Source organism: Wenjunlia vitaminophila DSM 41686 (assembly GCF_000380165.1).
Taxonomy (GTDB): domain Bacteria; phylum Actinomycetota; class Actinomycetes; order Streptomycetales; family Streptomycetaceae; genus Wenjunlia; species Wenjunlia vitaminophila.
Genome location: NZ_KB904672.1, coordinates 1 through 18,257, shown reverse-complemented (window position 1 = coordinate 18,257; position 18,257 = coordinate 1). Strand labels below are relative to the sequence as shown.

Below are 18,257 nucleotides of genomic sequence, written 5' to 3'. Positions count from 1 at the left end.
AATGGATGGGCTTCCACGTCGATTCCGAGGTGGGGCGGCTGCGCCAGGTGATCCTGCACCGTCCCGATCTCGAACTGAAGCGACTCACCCCGAGCAACAAGGACGCCCTGCTCTTCGACGACCTGCTGTGGGTGCGTCGGGCCCGGGTGGAGCACGACGGTTTCGCCGACGCGCTGCGTGAGCGCGGCATCGAGGTCCACCTCTTCGGTGACCTGCTGCGCGAGACGTTGGACGTGCCCAAGGCCAAGGACCTGGTGCTGGACCGCGTCTTCGACGGGCGCGAGTACGGCCCCCTGGCGACCGACCACCTCCGGGCGGTCTTCGCCGCCATGCCGTCGGACGTCCTGGCGCAGCACCTGGTGGGCGGGATGACCAAGCGGGAGTTCCTCGAGCGGGCGGAGGAGCCGGCGTCCGTGCGCTTCCACGTGATGGACCTGGACGACTTCCTGCTCGCCCCGCTGCCCAACCACCTCTTCACCCGGGACACCTCCGCCTGGGTGTACGACGGCGTCAGCATCAACGCCATGCGCTGGCCGGCCCGGCAGCGCGAGACGGTGCACTTCGAGGCCATCTACCGGCACCACCCGAGGTTCGCCGCCGCCGACTTCCACACCTGGTCGAACGGGCAGGACGCCTACCCCTCGACGATCGAGGGCGGCGACGTGCTGGTCATCGGCAACGGCGCGGTACTGATCGGGATGAGCGAGCGGACCACGCCGCAGGCGGTGGAGATGCTGGCCCGGGGGCTGTTCCGGATGGGCTCGGCCCGCGCCATCGTGGCCCTGGACATGCCCAAGTCCCGCGCGTTGATGCACCTTGACACGGTGATGACCATGGTGGACACCGACACCTTCACCAAGTACGCGGGCCTGGGCATGCTGCGTTCGTACACCATCGAGCCGGGTGAGGGCGGCCAGGAGCTCAAGGTCACCGACCACCCACCCGAGCAGATGCACCAGGCCATCGCCGCGGCGTTGGGCCTGCCCCGCATCGAGGTGCTGACCCCGACCCAGGACGTGCACTCCGCCGAACGGGAGCAGTGGGACGACGGTTGCAACGTGTTGGCGATCGAGCCCGGCGTGGTCATCGCCTACGACCGCAACACCACCACCAACACCTACCTGCGCAGGCGGGGGGTGGAGGTCATCGAGATCCCCGGTGGTGAGTTGGGGCGCGGTCGGGGTGGGCCGCGCTGCATGAGCTGTCCCGTGGAGCGTGACGTGGCGTAGTCGGCAGCGCCCGGCGGGACGGCATTGCATAAAGATGCCTATTTATGTATATGCTTGCGATTCCGTCCCGCTTGGCTGGCCCGGCCCCGCCGAGCACGCACAAGGAGTCGCGCCATGGCCGTTGACCTGCGCCGTAGGAGTTTCCTCAAGGAACTGGACCACACTCCGGAGGAGTTCCGCTTCCTGCTCGACCTCGCGGCGCAACTGAAGGCCGACAAGCGCGACGGCGTGGAGCGGCCCCGGCTCACCGGCAAGAACATCGCGTTGCTCTTCGAGAAGGCGTCGACCCGGACCCGCTGCGCCTTCGAGGTGGCGGCCCACGACCAGGGAGCGGCCACCACCTACCTCGATCCGGCGGGTTCCCACCTGGGGTACAAGGAGTCCGTCAGGGACACCGCGCGAGTGCTCGGCCGGATGTTCGACGGCATCCAGTACCGAGGGCATGACCAGGAACTGGTGGAGGAACTGGCGCGACACGCCGGGGTCCCGGTGTGGAACGGCCTGACCGACCAGTGGCACCCCACCCAGATGCTGGCCGACGTGCTCACGGTCGTCGAGCACGCCGACAAGCCGCTGGAGCAGGTCGTTCTGGCCTACCTCGGCGACGCCCGGGCCAACATGGGCAACTCCCTGCTGGCCACCGCGGCTCTGCTGGGCATGGAGATCCGTGTCGTCGCCCCGAGGTCGTTGTGGAACGCCCCGCAGGTGCGGGCCGCGGCGGAGGAGGTCGCGGCCACCACCGGAGCGCGGCTGGTCCACACCGAGGACGTTGCCGAAGGAGTGCGGGGAGCGGACTTCCTCTACACCGACGTGTGGGTCTCGATGGGCGAGCCCGCGGAGGTCTGGGACGAGCGGATCGCGTTGCTGCGCGAGTACGCGGTGACCATGGAGGTGCTGCGCGCCACCGGCAACGACCGGGTGCGCTTCCTGCACTGCCTGCCGGCTTTCCACGACCTGGGCACCGAGTTGGCGCGGGAGGTGCACGCCCGCACCGGGCTGACCCACCTCGAGGTCAGTGACGAGGTGTTCGAGTCGGACCACTCGGTCGTCTTCGACCAGGCGGAGAACCGGCTGCACACGATCAAGGCGGTGTTGGTCGCCACCCTGGGCGACTGAGCGTCCCCGCGGCCGGACCGCGGCGCACCCTCCCTGCACCGCCTGACGGGCGTCGGGGTTCCGTCCCGTTGCGGAGCCCCGGCGCCCGAGCCGTGTGCGGGCCCGTCGCGCGCCCCGTTCTCGAGTCGTCTTCGATCGGCGGGGACACCCGTGGTGTCTTGTCTCAGTGAAGTTAGTCGCTGGAAGTGGGGCTGACCTGGACGGACCATCTTCCGTGAGACGTGTCGGCGCTCGACTGCCCAGTGAAGCTGGCACCGGCAGGCAGGGGGGGTGTCGATTGCAGCGCGGAAGCTCCAGGGGCGGGCACCGACAAACCTGCGCGGACGGTTGTCGCACTGGGAAGGCACAATCGGCGCATGTCTGAGATCTTCGTCGGCCTGGGGAAAGTCAATGCGCCGTCGGGTGTGCTGGTCCTCGGCATGGCCGGGTGGATCGACCAGTGGCGGGACCTGGGTCAGCCCCTGTCCGAGCGCGCCAGGGCGGCTGCGGCGAGGGGAGGAGGCCATCTTCGGGAGTGGTTGTGCGAGGCGGTCGCGGTTCCGGCAGCCGACGACCGACCCTTGATGGTGCGGGCGAGCACCTCGCCGTCTCCGTTCGACGAGGAACCGACGATCGCGACCTTGGAGATCAGTCTCGGTCTTCCGTGGCCCGAGACCACGGACCGGTCGGTACCGGTCCGACTCGGGGACCTGCCCGTCGACCGGTGCGGCATGGTTGTCGGCGATGCCGCAGGGCTGGACGCGTGGACGGGAATGGACGCCGAGCCGGCGGACGGGCTCGCCGATGTCTTCTACTGGGGCCTGTACGCGGACGACGCACATGCGCAGTTCGGTGGTGAGCGGATCGTGCAGCACGGCGTCGACGGACCGCATGGGTGGCTGGACCTCCCGGTGGCTGAGGCGGCCGCACGCGCGGCCGAACTCGCTGCCTGGCGGGATCGCCTCCATGGCAAGGGCCTCATGGTCTCGGTCGATAAGCACACCGATTTCCACCGCTTCCAGCGGGCCGGGTGGCGCCATCCGCTCCACGTCGGTGCGGTCGACGTCGGCGGTTGCCAGGTGCTCGGCATCGAATGGGGCCAGGGCGACCACTCGATCAGGCACCGCGGCGAGCGGGCCGCCGGTCAGGTCTATGCGGTCACGCTCGAAGCCGACGAGGCGGGGACGACGGTGATGCGATGGACCATCCCGCCCTACGACCTCGGCGACGAAGACGAGTGATGAGCCCCGTGACACGAGCTGCGAGATCACACGGGCTAAGCGGGTCAAGAGTGCCATTTCGCAGCGTAGCGCTGAGGGCAGCGCGAGCGGACGTAGTGGCGGAGTAGCGAGTAGGACACGGAGACGTCGTGGTCGTCCATGAGGTTCGTGCCCTTGTCGGTCGGCGTCGCCTTGTGGGCCGGTTGCAGGTTGATGCCCAAATACCGGCAGGAGGCCCGGAGGTTCCGGGAGATGAACACCTTGCCGTGGTCGCAGACGATCGTCTCCGGCACGATCACCGGCCGTGCCGCCGCGTGCTCCAGGCGCTCGTCCAACGTCAGCAACCGCCGGTGCGGCAGCACCGAACGGGACATCCGCAGGGCCTCCGACCAGCCAGGCTGCATCGCCTCCGGGGTGACGCTGCGAGCCAGCAGCGCGAACGCGTCCGCGGCCTTCGTGGTCGGCCGCAGCACCGCCGCCGTGATCGACCTCGTCGCGATGTCGACCATCGCCGTCAGCTCGACCTTCTCCGCAATCCCGTCGTCCAGGCGCACCAGCACATCCAGCGGAGTTGAGTCGATCTGCATCAGCTCGCCCGGCGCGCTGGCCGGAACCTCCCCGAACGGGCCGGGAGGCCGAGCCTTGACCGACCGGCGCGTGCGGGCCGAACCCGTCGCGTGCGTGCCCGTCGCCAACTTGCTGTAGAGCCGGTAGAGAGTGGCCCGGGAAGGATTCTCAACACCTGCGGCGTCCTCACGGCCGGCCAGGATCTCCTTGGTCCGCCAGACGAGGAATCCGATCGTCTTCGACGAGTCCTCGGCTCGTCGATCGCCTGCCGCATCGACTCCACCACCGCCGCATCAACCTTGCCGAAGGCCGGCATCTGCTTGGCCGACCGGCCGTCGGCCAGTCCGACCAGGCCGTCACGCTGGTAGCGCTGTCGCCGCTGCTTGATCCCGCTGGCTGTCACTTGTGCCCGGCCGCCGTCAACTCGGCCGCCTTGGCCCGCTCGCGCTCAGCCAACGAGTGCTGCCCGGGGGCGAACTCCGGCCGAGGCACTGCCTCATCCGACACCCCCGTCGGCAGCCCGTGCAGCACCTCCAGGATGTGGCCCTCCCACCAAAGTGCCTGTTCAGCCGCTGTCTCGGGAAACTCCGAGAGCCGGGCTGTGGGCGGAACATTCCGCCCCTGCCTGTTCAATCGGCACCCCTTTCGACCTGGCCCACGACCGTGCGCGGACCCAGCAACTGGACCGACAAGTCCTCGGCAACCAGTTCCTGACGCCAGAGCAGATGGAACAGCGCGGGCAACCTCGTGAGTCGGTCACCCGCCGCGTCGGCCCCGGGCAGCAGCGGCCCCGGCGCCGCGAAGACCTCCCGCAGGCGGTCCGCAGCCGTTGGATGCAGGCACCGCGGGAGCCGGTAGCGGGATAGCCACCGGACATTCGCCAGCAACACCGGCTCCGGCATCCCGACCCGCTCGAAGTGCCAACCCGCCTGAGCGCAGGCGATCCGCGTCACCTCGAACGCTTCCGCGTCCTTCGGCTCGATCGGCTCATCCGCACGGACATCGACGACCACGGCCGAGCCGTCCACCCGGCGCACGAAGTAGTCCGGAGCGTGCCGACGCTCCCGTGCCCCGTCGTGCCAGTCCAGCCAGAAGGGCTGCGAGGCGATCCCCGCCACCTGCGGATCGAAGTCCATCAGCACAAGCCGGTCCCGCTCCAGCCAGGACTCGAAGCCCACGCGCTGCCCAGTCGTCGCCGCCCAGTACCAGCCGGCGAAGTGACGCTCACCACGGGACCACCGGAACGGCCGTACCGGTGCCACGTCCTCGAATCGAGCCGTCACACAGTCCAGCAGAGGCCGGCGCTGCCGCTGACGTACAGCGTCCACGTACGGCAGCTCGACGTACGGCCCTGCGAGATCCACCCCAGCCGGTACGGCCACCAGCACCCCCAGCGCGTTTAGCCCATACGGCTAGGTTCACTGAGACAGAAGGCCGAACGACTGGGTTCGCTGAGTAAACGCCTCGATTGGATGAGAGCGGTCACGTGGCGCAAGCATGACCTCTCCAGGGCCGATGTACTAGAGTTATCTCGACATCGAGATAACTGCCGGGGCGTACCCGGCCGGGTCCCGCCCGGGGTGTCCGACTTAGGGTCACCTCAACCGATGGCCGCTCGGCCGAATCGGCAGGATTGAGTGGGTACGCGTACGTTGATGAAGGAGACTGTCGTGTCCACGAACAGCTTCGACGCCCGCAGCACGCTGCGCGTGGGTGCCGAGTCGTACGAAATCTTCCGGCTCGACAAGGTCGAGGGCGCCGAGCGGCTCCCCTACAGCCTGAAGGTCCTCCTGGAGAACCTGCTGAGGACCGAGGACGGCGCGAACATCACTGCCGACCACATCCGGGCCCTGGGTTCCTGGGACGCCAACGCGCAGCCCAGCCGGGAGATCCAGTTCACACCCGCACGGGTGATCATGCAGGACTTCACCGGGGTGCCCTGCGTGGTGGACCTCGCCACCATGCGCGAGGCGGTCAAGGAGCTGGGCGGTGACGCGGCACGCATCAACCCGCTGGCCCCGGCCGAGCTGGTCATCGACCACTCGGTGATCGCCGACCGGTTCGGCACCCCGGACGCCTTCCAGCAGAACGTCGAGTTGGAGTACGGCCGCAACCGCGAGCGCTACCAGTTCCTGCGCTGGGGACAGACCGCGTTCGACGAGTTCAAGGTGGTCCCGCCCGGCACCGGCATCGTGCACCAGGTCAACATCGAGCACCTGGCCCGGGTGGTCATGGTCCGCAACGGCCGTGCCTACCCGGACACCCTGGTCGGTACGGACTCGCACACCACCATGGTCAACGGCCTCGGGGTGCTGGGCTGGGGCGTCGGAGGCATCGAGGCCGAGGCCGCCATGCTCGGACAGCCGGTGTCGATGCTCATCCCGCGTGTGGTGGGCTTCAAGCTGGTCGGCGAGCTCACCCCCGGCACCACGGCGACCGACCTGGTGCTGACCATCACCGAGATGCTGCGCAAGCACGGCGTGGTCGGGAAGTTCGTGGAGTTCTACGGCGAGGGCGTCAGCGCCGTGCCGCTGGCCAACCGGGCCACCATCGGCAACATGTCGCCGGAGTTCGGCTCCACCGCGGCGATCTTCCCGATCGACCAGGAGACCATCAGCTACCTGCGGCTCACCGGCCGGTCCCAGCAGCAGCTCGACCTGGTCGAGGCGTACACCCGGGAGCAGGGCCTGTGGCACGACCCGAGCCGTGAGCCGGAGTTCTCCGAGTACCTGGAGCTGGACCTGAGCACCGTGGTGCCGTCCATCGCAGGGCCCAAGCGCCCCCAGGACCGGATCGTGCTGTCCGAGGCGGCAGCCACGTTCCGCAGGCAGGTGGCCGACTACGTCGAGGACGACCAGGAGGTGGGCAAGGAGTCCTTCCCCGCCTCGGACGCCCCGGCTCCGGGGACCGAGGGGGTGCCGTCCCGTCCGACCACGGTGGTCGCCGCGGACGGCTCCAGCTATGAGATCGACCACGGCGCGGTGGCCGTCGCGGCGATCACCTCCTGCACCAACACCTCCAACCCGTCGGTGATGGTGGGCGCGGCGCTGCTGGCGAAGAAGGCCGTGGAGAAGGGGCTGACCCGCAAGCCGTGGGTCAAGACCACCCTCGCTCCGGGGTCCAAGGTGGTCATGGACTACTACGACCGGGCCGGACTCACCCCGTACCTGGACAAGCTGGGATTCAACCTGGTCGGTTACGGGTGCACCACCTGCATCGGGAACTCGGGGCCGCTTCCCGAGGAGGTCTCCAAGGCGGTGAACGAGAACGGTCTGGCCGTGGTCTCGGTGCTGTCCGGCAACCGGAACTTCGAAGGCCGGATCAACCCGGACGTCAAGATGAACTACCTGGCGTCCCCTCCGCTGGTGGTCGCCTACGCGATCGCGGGCACCATGCGCACCGACATCACCACCGAGCCGCTTGGCCTGGACACCGAGGGCAAGCCGGTCTACCTGAAGGACATCTGGCCGACCGAGCAGGAGATCGAACAGGTCTGCGCCTCGGCGATCGGCCAGGAGATGTTCGGCTCCGGCTACCAGGACGTCTTCGCCGGGGACGCCCAGTGGCAGGCGCTGCCGGTCCCCACCGGTGACACCTTCGAGTGGGACGCCGAGTCCACCTACGTCCGCAAGCCGCCCTACTTCGAGGGCATGGGCATGGAGCCGGAGCCCGTGGAGGACATCTCCGGCGCCCGGGTCCTGGCCAAGCTCGGTGACTCGGTCACCACCGACCACATCTCCCCCGCGGGTGCCATCAAGCCGGACAGCCCGGCGGGCACCTACCTCACCGAGCACGGGGTGGAGCGGCGCGACTTCAACTCCTACGGTTCCCGTCGCGGCAACCACGAGGTCATGATCCGCGGCACCTTCGCCAACATCCGGCTGCGCAACCAGATCGCCCCGGGCACCGAGGGCGGCTACACCCGCGACTTCACCGTCGAGGGCGGCCCGGTGACGACCATCTACGAGGCTTCGCAGCACTACCAGGCGCAGGGCACCCCCCTGGTCGTGCTCGCCGGCAAGGAGTACGGCTCCGGGTCGTCCCGCGACTGGGCGGCCAAGGGCACCGCGCTGCTCGGGGTCAGGGCCGTCATCGCCGAGTCCTACGAGCGCATCCACCGCTCCAACCTGATCGGCATGGGCGTGCTCCCGCTCCAGTTCCCCGAGGGCGCCAACCCCACGGAGCTGGGCCTGACCGGCGAGGAGACGTTCTCGGTCTCCGGGATCACCGCGCTGAACGACGGCGGCATCCCGGACACCGTCCGGGTCAGCACCGACACCGGGGTCGAGTTCGATGCCAAGGTCCGCATCGATACGCCGGGTGAGGCCGACTACTACCGCAACGGTGGCATCATGCAGTACGTGCTGCGCTCGCTCATCCGTAAGCAGCCCGCACAGTAAGCTACATTAGTCGCCAAAATTGAACATCCTGTCAGCGTATGGCGGACATCGAGGCATTCAACGCCTGATGTCCGCCATGCGTGTATTGGGGGCCGCGACGGCCCTCGGGTGTGGCGGTGCGCCACGAGAAAGTGACCGGAAAGTAAGTGCCAAACCACAGCGGCGGATAATGAGTGGATGATCGACATCCATTTCGCTGGCATGGGGTGACTGCGGCTTCGGTGGAGCGCATCCCCGTCCCGCGGTAGGGCCACTCGGGCGATTCGGCGAGGTTTCAGGCGTATTGCCGGCGTGCCGCCCGCGGCCCACGGGGGCGGACGTTGCGCCTCCACATATCAACTCGGGAAAGACTCGCCGCCCGGCCGTCCCTGATCTTGCCTTCTTGAGTGCAAGTGGACTATACCTGTGCCCGTTCCAGAAGCTTTTGAACACCTCCCGGGCCATGTCTCCCGGGAGAGCCGAGAACGATCCAGCTTTTCCTTACGCGCGGTAGGGCCGGCGGCATCCGGTGCACCGCATGAGTCCTGGAGAAGGCGAGGACTTGAGCATGGGATCCGATTTCAACCGCCGCGACCTCATCAAACGGGCTACCGCGGCCGGTCTTGTCGCGGCCCCGGCTGCGACCTTTCTGACGTCCTGCGCCAGTGGTGACGACGGCGACGGCGAGAAGGTCGAGCAGGGCAAGAAGACCGACAAGAACCCGCTCGCGGTCAACGAGAGCGCGGGACTGGAAGTCGTCATCTTCGACGGCGGCTTCGGCGACAAGTACGCCAAGGACGCCGAGGTGCTGTACAAGCAGGCCTACCCCAAGGCCAAGGTCAGCCACTCGGCGACAACGAAGATCCAGACGAAGCTGCAGCCGCGGTTCAACGGCGGCACCCCGCCGGACCTGATCGACAACTCCGGCGCCGAGCAGATGGACATGGGCACCCTGGTCGGCAAGGACCAGCTCATGGACCTCACCCCGATGCTCGACGCCCCGTCCATCGACGACCCGACCAAGAAGGTCCGGGACACCCTGCGCCCCGGCGTGGTGGAGATGGGGCAGTTCACCGGCAAGGAGGTGTGGATCCTCTACTACGCCTACACGGTGTACGGCGTGTGGTACTCCCAGACCCTCCTGGACAAGCACGGCTGGGAGTACCCCAAGACCTGGGACGAGATGCTCACGCTGTGCGCCGACGCCAAGAAGAAGGGCATCGCGGGCTGGACCTACGCCGGCAAGCACCCGTACTACCTGCCGTTCAGCATGTACCCGATGATGGCCAAGGTGGGCGGCCGCGAGGTGCTGGACGCCATAGACAACCTCGAGCCCAACGCCTGGCACCACCCCGCGGTCAAGGCGGTCATCGAGGCCTACTACGAGCTGGCGGCCAAGGGCTACATCCTCAAGGGCACCCCTGGGTTGGACCACATACAGTCCCAGACCAAGTGGACCGAGGGTAAGGCGATCTTCATCCCGAACGGCTCCTGGGTGGAGAACGAGGCGAAGAAGACCACGCCCAAGGACTTCCAGATGGCGGTCTCCGCGCCGTCCGGCCTGGACAGCTCGGACAAGATGCCGTTCGGCACCATATGGGCGTCCGGTGGAGAGCCCTTCATCGTGCCCAAGCGGGCGAAGAACCCCATGGGCGGCATGGAGCTGCTGCGGATCATGCTCGGTGAGGCGTCCTCGCGGAACTTCGTCCAGCAGGTCTCCTCCCTGACCTCGATGAACGGCGGTACCGAGGGCGTGACCCTGCCGCCGGGCCTCCAGTCGTCGAACGACGCCCTGGCGGCGGCGGGCGAGAACATCGTCAACCCGCGCCTGCAGGACTGGTACGTCGCACTGCAGAAGGAGAAGATCGGCATCGCCGCGCTCGGCGAGATGATGGCCGGCCGGATGAAGCCGGACGAGTGCATCAAGAAGATCCAGAAGTTCGCCGACGACACGGCCAAGGACGACTCCGTCAAGAAGTACAAGCACACCTGAGGTCGTCACCAGCGGCGGCACGCGGCACCAGGAACGGGGTCGATGATATGCAACATGGCAAGTACCGGTTCATTGTGGGCTTTCTCGCCCTGCCCCTGGCGATTTACGCGGTGTTTGTGATCTCGCCGTTCGTCCAGGCAATCTACTACTCGTTCACCGACTGGACGGGACTGAGCTCGGACTACTCGTGGGTCGGACTCGAGAACTACGATCGACTCCTCGACGACGAGATCTTCTGGAAGGCGCTGCGGAACAATCTCCTGCTGCTGTTGGTGCTGCCGCTGGTGACCCTCGGACTCGGGCTGTTCTTCGCCTTCATGCTCAACGTGGGAGGCAAGCGCAGGCGTGGCGCGGTCATCGCCGGCGTGCGCGGATCGGGCTTCTACAAGGTCGTGTACTTCTTCCCGCAGGTGCTGTCGATCGCGATCGTGGCCGTGCTCTTCAGGTACGCCTACGAGCCGACCGAGGGCGGCGCGCTCAACGGCTTCCTGCGGGCCATCGGACTGGACTCGGTGCAGCCGCTCTGGCTGGGTGATCCGGACCTGGCGCTGTGGTGCGTCATGGCGGTGATGGTGTGGTGCAACGTCGGCTTCTACGTGGTGCTGTTCTCCGCCGGGATGAGCTCCATCCCCCGGGACTTCTACGAGGCCGCACTGCTGGACGGCGCCAACCGGTTCACCACCTTCTTCCGGATCACCCTGCCGCTGCTCTGGGACACGGTCCAGACCGGTTGGATCTACATGGGCATCATCGCGCTCGACTCCTTCGCGGTGGTGCAGATCATGACCATCGGGCCCGGTGGACCTGATTACTCCACCGAGGTGCTGTCCTTCTACCTCTACACCAAGTCCTTCCGGGACGGGCAGGCCGGTCAGGCGACAGCGCTGGGTGTGGCGCTGCTCATCGTGACCTTGATCTTCGCCGGAATCGTCATGAGGCTCGGCCGGCGCGAGCGGCTGGAGTTCTGATGACCGACACCCAGACCGGGGCCGTTCCGGAGGGGGAGCCCGTGACCACGCAACTCGTTCCCCCGGAGCTGCCGGGCATCGACAAGCGGGACGCTCCGTCCGCGCCGGGCAAGCGGCAGTCCGGCAGTGAGGGCCGGGTGCTCAACGTCTTCTCCCACGCCTTCCTGGTGGTGTGGGGGCTGCTGGTGACCCTGCCAGTGCTGTGGGCGATCATGACCTCGCTGAAGACGGACTCGGAGATCCTGAAGTCGCCGTGGGCCCTGCCCGACGAGCTGAAGTGGAACAACTGGTCGCGTGCCTGGCAGGACGCGAACATGGGCGACTACTTCATGAACTCCGTCATCGTGGTGGGCGGGTCGTTGGTCGGCACCATGCTGCTGGGCGCGATGGCGGCCTATGTGATCGCCCGTTTCGAGTTCCCCGGGAACCGTTTCATCTACTACCTGTTCATCAGCGGGATGAGCTTCCCGATCATCCTCGCCCTGGTCCCGTTGTTCTTCGTCATGGACAACATGGGGCTGCTCAACACGTACCACGGATTGATCCTGGTCTATATCGGCTACTCGCTGCCGTTCACCGTCTTCTTCCTCACGTCGTTCTTCCGGACGCTGCCCACCTCGGTGGCCGAGGCGGCGATACTGGACGGGGCCTCCCACACCAGGACCTTCTTCCAGGTCATGCTCCCGATGGCCAAACCCGGCCTGATCAGCGTCGGGATCTTCAACTTCCTCGGCCAGTGGAACCAGTACCTCCTGCCCACGGTGCTCAACACCGGCGAGGGCAAGCAGGTGCTGCCCCAGGGGCTGGTGGAACTGGCGGCGACCCAGGGCTACGACGGCGACTGGTCGGGGCTGTTCGCCGGACTGGTGCTCGCCACCCTGCCGGTCCTCGCCGTGTACATCGTCTTCCAGCGGCAGGTGCAGGCGGGCCTCACCGCGGGAGCGTTGAAGTAGCACGGGCAGTGACATCCGGGTGGCGCCGCGGGACGGCGCCACCCGAACCGGTGAACGGGGCGCAAGCCCCGTTCGTCGTTTTCCCAGGGTTTCGTCCCGCCCGGTGGCGGCCCGGCCCGACCATCAGACCTCCCGAACCAGGGCAAAATGCCTGCCCGTGGCCATGGAAACCTCTCGCCCTTGACACGCCCTGAGGCCGACCACTCAGCTTAGACTTCACATGTTGTAGGCGAGGGGTCCTAGTCACGGCCCCTTCAGGGGCGGGCGGTGGCTGTCCTGGCCACGCCGAGGCGGGAGTGAGTGGACCGTGGTGGAGACTCCGGGGTCGCAGTCGTCGCTGCACCGGGCCAACCTGGAACGGGTGGTGCGGGCGGTGCGCATGGCCGGCTCGCTGACCCAGGCCCAGATCGCCCGCACCACTGGTCTGTCCGCCGCCACCGTCTCCAACATCGTCCGCGAACTGCGGCTGAACGGCACCGTCGAGGTGACCCCCACGTCCTCGGGAGGCCGCAGGGCCCGCAGCGTGTCCCTCAGTGGCGACGCCGGAGTCGTGGTGGGCGTTGACTTCGGCCACTCCCACCTGCGGGTGGCCGTCGGGAACCTGGCACACCAGGTGCTGGCGGAGCAGGCCGAGCCCATCGACGTGGACGCCTCCGCCGCCCAGGGGTTCGACCGGGCGGAACGCCTGGTGGCCCGCCTGATCGCGGACACCGGGATCGCCCTGGACAAGGTGCTGGGCGTCGGTCTCGGCGTGCCCGGTCCGATCGACGTGGAGTCCGGAGCCCTCGGTTCCACCGCGATCCTGCCCGGCTGGAGCGGCATCAACCCGCGGGAGGAGCTCGCCGACCGCCTCGGCCTGCCGGTGCACGTGGACAACGACGCCAACCTGGGGGCCCTGGGGGAGCTGGTCTGGGGGAGCGGGCAGGGGCTGAAGGACCTGGCGTACATCAAGGTGGCCAGTGGCGTCGGTGCCGGTCTGGTGATGGGCGGGCGCATCTACCGGGGTCCCGGGGGCACCGCGGGGGAGATCGGGCACATCACCCTGGACGAGTCAGGGCCGATCTGCCGGTGCGGCAACCGTGGCTGCCTGGAGACGTTCACCGCGGCCCGGCACATGCTGGCGCTGCTCGAGCCCAGCCTGGGCCGGGACCTCACGGTGCCCCGCATGGTGCAGCTCGCGGCCGAGGGTGACCCGGGGTGCCGCCGGGTGATCGGCGACGCGGGCCGGCACATCGGGATGGGTGTGGCGAACCTGTGCAACCTGCTGAACCCGCGGCGGGTGATCCTCGGTGGTGACCTGGCCGAGGCGGGGGAACTGGTGCTCAGGCCGATCCGGGAGTCGGTGGCCCGGTACGCGATCCCCAGCGCCGCCCGTCAGCTCTCGGTGGTCCCCGGTGCGCTGGGTGGCCGGGCCGAGGTGCTGGGCGCGCTGGCCCTGGTGCTCAGCGAGATGGGTGACTCGACGCTGCTGGCCGCGGTGCCGGAGCAGCCCGCAGCGACGGATCAGAGCCGGCCGCGCCGGGACCCCGTCGAGGCGGGCCGCTGACCGGCTCCTTCGGCTGACCGCTCATGGACGTTGATCCGCCTGACCCACGGGTCGGGCGGATCAACGCTGTCCGCGGGCGTTCCCCACATCAGTGCCCGCGGCCGGCCGTTGGGCGTCGGCTGGTCCCCGTCCCCGCCCGGTGACGGCGTGACCTCTGCCCGTGGCGGTCTCGTGCGGGCTTCGACCGGGTTCTGCTGCCGTTGCCGGGCGTCCGCGAACTCTTTACCTTCCCTCTCCCTTCAGATTTAAAACGAACTAGCGTGATCGAAGGGTGTTTAGTTTTTACTTCTTGACGTCAAGCTTTGATGGGAGTTGACTGCCCCTCAGCCTCGGCCGCGATGGCGCGGCCCTGTCAGGGAGGTCACCCCGTGTACACCCACCTGCGTAGTGCTGCCCTGGCCGTCGCCGCGGTCACCCTTGCCGCAACGCTGGCTGCCTGCGGTGATGCCAAGGAGGCCGGAGAGGGCAAGGAGCCCGCCCCCAGTGGCAAGAAGAACGGCTCCCTCACCATTGGCCTGCTCCTGCCAGAGAATCAGACGGCGCGTTATGAGAACTTCGACCAGCCGCTGATCGAAAAGAAGATCAAGGAACTCTGCTCCGAGTGCAAGGTCCTCTACGCCAACGCCAAGCAGGAGGCCTCCACCCAGGAGCAGCAGGTTGACACCATGATCACCAAGAAGGTCGACGCCCTGATCCTGGATGCGGTGGACTTCAAGTCCATCGCCAACTCGGTCCGCAAGGCAGACAAGGCGGGGATACCGGTCATCGCCTACGACCGTCTGGCCCGGGGCCCGATCAAGGGCTACACCTCCTTCGACAACGAGCAGGTCGGCAGGGTCCAGGGCGAGGCGCTGCTGAAGGCGCTGGGCGACCGGGCCAAACAGGGCCAGATCGTGATGATGAACGGTGACAAGGGCGACCCCAACGCCGCCGACTTCAAGAAGGGCGCCCACTCCGCGCTGGACGGCAAGGTCACCATCGGCAAGGAGTACGACACCGTCGGCTGGAAGCCGGAGGAGGCGAACAGGAACGCCAAGGGGGCCATCACCTCCCTCGGCAAGGAGAACATCGTCGGCTTCTACTCCGCCAACGACGGCATGGCCGGCGGCATCGTCACCGCCATCAGGGCCGCGAAGTTCTCCGAGATGCCTCCGGTGACCGGCCAGGACGCCGAGCTCGCGGGTGTGCAGCGGATCATCTCGGGCGAGCAGTACATGAGCGTCTACAAGCCCTACGTCCCGGAAGCCGACGCCGCGGCGAAGATGGCCGTGGCCGCGGCCCGCGGTGAGGACGTCTCCACCGTCGCCAAGGACCGCGTGGACAGCGCCACCACCAAGGACATCCCCTCGGTGGTCATCGCGCCGGTGGCACTCACCCGGACGAACATCCTCGACACGGTGGTCAAGGACGGCCTCTACACGCTGGACGAGATCTGCACGCCCAAGTACCGCGCCGCGTGCGAGGAGCTCGGACTGAAGTAACCCGTCCGGACCACCGGACCGGGGTGGCGGTCCGCACGCCACCCCAGGGCAGCGAGGCGAGACCCGCCGGCGCGGCGGGTGAAGGAGATGGTGCACATGTCCGACACGCCCGTGCTGGCACTGCGCGGGATCTCCAAGCGGTTCGGCGCCGTCCAGGCGCTCACCGACGTCCAACTCGAGATCCGTCCCGGTGAGGTCGTGGCCCTCGTCGGTGACAACGGTGCCGGGAAGTCCACCCTGGTGAAGGTCATCGCCGGGGTGGGCCCCGCGGACGACGGCGAGATCCGGTGGGAGGGCCGTCAGGTCCAGGTCCACGACCCCCAGGACGCCCAGCAGCTCGGCATCGCCACCGTCTACCAGGACCTCTCGCTGTGCGAGAACCTCGACGTCGTCGGCAACCTCTACCTCGGTCGGGAGCTGCGCCGCTTCGGGGTCCTCAACGAGGTGGGGATGGAGCGCCGGTCCAGGGAGCTGCTCGACACCCTGTCCATCCGCATCCCCAGCGTGCGGGTCCCCGTGGCGTCGCTCTCCGGCGGGCAGCGCCAGACCGTCGCGATCGCCCGTTCGCTGCTGGGCGAGCCCAAGGTGGTGATCCTGGACGAGCCCACCGCCGCCCTCGGCGTCGAGCAGACCGCCCAGGTGCTCGACCTGGTCGAACGGCTCCGGGAGCGGGGCCTCGGGGTCATCCTCATCAGCCACAACATGGCCGACGTCAAGGCCGTCGCCGACCGGGTCGCGGTGCTGCGGCTCGGCCGGAACAACGGGGTCTTCGACGTCCGCGCCACCTCTCAGGAAGAGATCGTCGCGGCCATCACCGGCGCCACCGACAACGCCGTGACCCGCCGCCAGGCTCGGAGCGTGGAGGCCGGGGCATGACCGTGGACATCACCAAGAACGACGCCGAGCCGGTGGGCGCCCCGGCGGACGGCGTGCCCGCGCCGGGCGCCGTGGCCCCGGTGGACCCCCGACTGCTGGTGCGCCAGCAGGGGTTCCGTGGGTACTGGGACGAGTTCCTGCGCCGGGTGCGCAGCGGCGACCTCGGCGCCCTCCCCGTGGTCCTCGGCCTGGTCATCATCTGGGCGATCTTCCAGGGGCAGGACTCCGCGTTCATGTCGGCGGAGAACCTGTCCAACCTCTCCGTGGACATCGTCGGCACCGGCATGATCGCAGTCGGCATCGTCTTCGTGCTGCTGCTGGGTGAGATCGACCTGTCCGTGGGCTCGGTCAGTGGCCTGGCCTCCGCCGTCTTCGCGGTCCTCGCCGTCAACGAGGGCATGGCCGAGTGGCAGGCAGTGGTCGTGGCCCTGTTCAGCGGCGCCGTGCTCGGCGCCGTCCACGGCGTCTTCTTCGCCTACGTGGGCGTGCCGGCCTTCGTGGTCACCCTCGCCGGGCTGCTCGCCTGGAACGGACTGATGCTGCAGGTCCTCGGCGACGACGGGACCATCAACATCGATGACTCCGGCCTGGTGGCCGACCTCACCAGCTACTACTTCACCGACGTGGCCGCCGCCTGGGGACTGGCGACCCTCTGCGTGGCCGGCTACCTCGCCGCGGCCCTGTGGGACAGCCGCCGCAGGCAGACCGCGGGCGTGCCGAGTCGTCCGCTCACCGAGGTGCTGCTGCGCACCGCGGTGCTGGCCGTGCCCGCCTACGCCACGGCCTACGTGCTCAACCAGTACCGCGGTCTGCCGCTGGCACTGGTGATCTTCCTGGCGGTGATCGTCGTTCTCGACTTCGTGCTGCGCCGCACCGCCTACGGCCGCAAGGTCTTCGCGCTCGGCGGCAGTGTGGAGGCGGCGCGCCGGGCCGGCATCAACGTGGCCCTGGTCCGCATCTCGGTCTTCGCCATCGCCGGGACCATGGCCGCGGTGGGCGGCCTGTTCATCGCCTCGCAGATCGCCGCGGCCAACCAGGGCGCCGGCCAGGGGAACCTGCTGATGAACGCCATCGCGGCGGCGGTCATCGGGGGCACCAGCCTCTTCGGGGGGCGTGGCAACACCTGGTCGGCGCTGCTCGGGACGCTGGTCATCATGTCGATCGCGTCCGGCATGGCACTGCTCGGCATCGACGCCGCCGTGCAATACATGATCACCGGGGCGGTGCTGCTGGCCGCAGTGGTCATCGACTCGGTTTCTCGACGCACCCAGAAGGCCTCCGGACGGGCCTGACGTCACCTTTTGCGCCTCAGCCCGGCTCGCGCGTGATCCGTGCGAGCCGGGCTGAGGTTTCGCACGAGTGGGGCACTGCCACGCGCCCGATAGAACCGGGGCGTCCGCCCACCGGACGGTCGTTCCCGGTGAACCGGACACTAGACTCGTCGGACCGGCTTCGGCCGGCGCACGGCTCGGCCGAGGCCGGAAAGGCCCCGGAACGTTCGAAGAAGGAGGCACGGGTGGCGCTGCTAGCCCGCATTCGTGGACCGCGCGATCTTGACTCACTCACCCAGGAGCAGCTTGTTGAGCTTGCGGGGGAGATTCGTGCGTTTCTGGTGGAGGCGGTGTCGCGGACTGGGGGGCATTTGGGTCCGAATTTGGGTGTGGTGGAGTTGACGTTGGCGTTGCATCGGGTGTTTGAGTCGCCGCGGGATCGGGTGTTGTTTGATACGGGGCACCAGTCGTATGTGCACAAGGTGTTGACGGGTCGGCAGGATTTCTCGGGGTTGCGGTGTCGGGGTGGTTTGTCGGGTTATCCGTCGCGGGGGGAGTCGGTGCATGATGTGATTGAGAATTCGCATGCGTCGACGGTGTTGGGGTGGGCGGATGGTTTGGCGAAGGCGAATGAGGTGTTGGGGCGGCGGGATCGGCATGTGGTGGCGGTGATCGGGGA

Annotated in this window: 14 protein-coding genes; 12 read left to right on the top strand and 2 right to left on the bottom strand. The window is 68.1% G+C overall.

Annotated features, from left to right (window positions below; all coding sequences use genetic code 11):
* Positions 1-5 precede the first annotated feature (5 nt).
* From A3IG_RS0115110 to A3IG_RS32630, 3 genes are all read left to right on the top strand, one after another.
* Positions 6-1,229: an arginine deiminase gene (locus A3IG_RS0115110; protein ID WP_018384414.1), complete on the top strand. Its 1,224-nt coding sequence runs from the start codon at positions 6-8 to the stop codon at positions 1,227-1,229.
* Positions 1,230-1,343: 114 nt separating this feature from the next.
* On the top strand, positions 1,344-2,345 hold the full coding sequence (gene argF / locus A3IG_RS0115105; RefSeq protein WP_018384413.1) for an ornithine carbamoyltransferase: 1,002 nt from the start codon (positions 1,344-1,346) through the stop codon (positions 2,343-2,345).
* Between the two features lie 356 nt (positions 2,346-2,701).
* Entirely contained in the window at positions 2,702-3,565 is an 864-nt protein-coding gene (locus A3IG_RS32630; protein WP_018384412.1) for a hypothetical protein, read from the top strand.
* A 44-nt stretch (positions 3,566-3,609) separates the two neighbouring features.
* On the opposite strand, the gene A3IG_RS35875 is transcribed toward A3IG_RS32630, so the two are convergent.
* Positions 3,610-4,131 (bottom strand): hypothetical protein, encoded by a 522-nt coding sequence (locus A3IG_RS35875; protein WP_018384411.1) that lies wholly within the window; start codon positions 4,129-4,131, stop codon positions 3,610-3,612.
* A gap of 609 nt (positions 4,132-4,740) precedes the next feature.
* Positions 4,741-5,493 (bottom strand): TnsA-like heteromeric transposase endonuclease subunit, encoded by a 753-nt coding sequence (locus A3IG_RS0115085; RefSeq protein WP_040911553.1) that lies wholly within the window; start codon positions 5,491-5,493, stop codon positions 4,741-4,743.
* 288 nt (positions 5,494-5,781) lie between these two features.
* Here A3IG_RS0115085 and acnA point away from each other — a divergent pair, with 288 nt between their 5' ends.
* The 9 genes from acnA to A3IG_RS29835 form a co-directional block, all read left to right on the top strand.
* Positions 5,782-8,511: an aconitate hydratase AcnA gene (gene acnA, locus A3IG_RS0115080; RefSeq protein WP_018384408.1), complete on the top strand. Its 2,730-nt coding sequence runs from the start codon at positions 5,782-5,784 to the stop codon at positions 8,509-8,511.
* A 547-nt stretch (positions 8,512-9,058) separates the two neighbouring features.
* Positions 9,059-10,483, top strand: a complete 1,425-nt coding sequence (gene ngcE / locus A3IG_RS0115075) for an N-acetylglucosamine/diacetylchitobiose ABC transporter substrate-binding protein (RefSeq protein ID WP_018384407.1) — start codon at positions 9,059-9,061, stop codon at positions 10,481-10,483.
* 47 nt (positions 10,484-10,530) lie between these two features.
* Complete coding sequence (locus tag A3IG_RS0115070) at positions 10,531-11,451, top strand: carbohydrate ABC transporter permease (protein ID WP_018384406.1); 921 nt, start codon at positions 10,531-10,533, stop codon at positions 11,449-11,451.
* Positions 11,451-12,404, top strand: a complete 954-nt coding sequence (locus tag A3IG_RS0115065) for a carbohydrate ABC transporter permease (protein ID WP_018384405.1) — start codon at positions 11,451-11,453, stop codon at positions 12,402-12,404. Before A3IG_RS0115070 ends, A3IG_RS0115065 begins: the two co-directional genes overlap by 1 nt.
* A 310-nt stretch (positions 12,405-12,714) precedes the next feature.
* Entirely contained in the window at positions 12,715-13,950 is a 1,236-nt protein-coding gene (locus tag A3IG_RS0115060; protein WP_051087511.1) for an ROK family transcriptional regulator, read from the top strand.
* Between the two features lie 368 nt (positions 13,951-14,318).
* Positions 14,319-15,431 carry a substrate-binding domain-containing protein gene (locus A3IG_RS0115055; RefSeq protein ID WP_018384403.1) on the top strand — a complete coding sequence of 371 codons (1,113 nt, stop codon included), beginning with the start codon at positions 14,319-14,321 and terminating at the stop codon, positions 15,429-15,431.
* Between the two features lie 87 nt (positions 15,432-15,518).
* Positions 15,519-16,307, top strand: coding sequence for an ATP-binding cassette domain-containing protein (locus A3IG_RS0115050; RefSeq protein ID WP_018384402.1), 789 nt, complete (start codon positions 15,519-15,521; stop codon positions 16,305-16,307).
* The gene (locus A3IG_RS0115045) at positions 16,304-17,599 is read left to right on the top strand and encodes a sugar ABC transporter permease (protein WP_018384401.1); all 1,296 of its coding nucleotides are present in this window, start codon (positions 16,304-16,306) and stop codon (positions 17,597-17,599) included. Before A3IG_RS0115050 ends, A3IG_RS0115045 begins: the two co-directional genes overlap by 4 nt.
* Before the next feature lie 224 nt (positions 17,600-17,823).
* Positions 17,824-18,257: 1-deoxy-D-xylulose-5-phosphate synthase N-terminal domain-containing protein (locus A3IG_RS29835; RefSeq protein ID WP_040911551.1), on the top strand; the 434-nt coding region annotated here is incomplete at its 3' end.

Coding starts and splice junctions, on each gene's coding strand:
- A3IG_RS0115110 (WP_018384414.1), top strand. CDS start 6: ATGGGCTTCCACGTCGATTCCGAGGTGGGGCGGCTGCGCCAGGTGATC.
- argF (WP_018384413.1), top strand. CDS start 1,344: ATGGCCGTTGACCTGCGCCGTAGGAGTTTCCTCAAGGAACTGGACCAC.
- A3IG_RS32630 (WP_018384412.1), top strand. CDS start 2,702: ATGTCTGAGATCTTCGTCGGCCTGGGGAAAGTCAATGCGCCGTCGGGT.
- A3IG_RS35875 (WP_018384411.1), bottom strand. CDS start 4,131: ATGCAGATCGACTCAACTCCGCTGGATGTGCTGGTGCGCCTGGACGAC.
- ngcE (WP_018384407.1), top strand. CDS start 9,059: ATGGGATCCGATTTCAACCGCCGCGACCTCATCAAACGGGCTACCGCG.
- A3IG_RS0115070 (WP_018384406.1), top strand. CDS start 10,531: ATGCAACATGGCAAGTACCGGTTCATTGTGGGCTTTCTCGCCCTGCCC.
- A3IG_RS0115065 (WP_018384405.1), top strand. CDS start 11,451: ATGACCGACACCCAGACCGGGGCCGTTCCGGAGGGGGAGCCCGTGACC.
- A3IG_RS0115050 (WP_018384402.1), top strand. CDS start 15,519: ATGGTGCACATGTCCGACACGCCCGTGCTGGCACTGCGCGGGATCTCC.
- A3IG_RS0115045 (WP_018384401.1), top strand. CDS start 16,304: ATGACCGTGGACATCACCAAGAACGACGCCGAGCCGGTGGGCGCCCCG.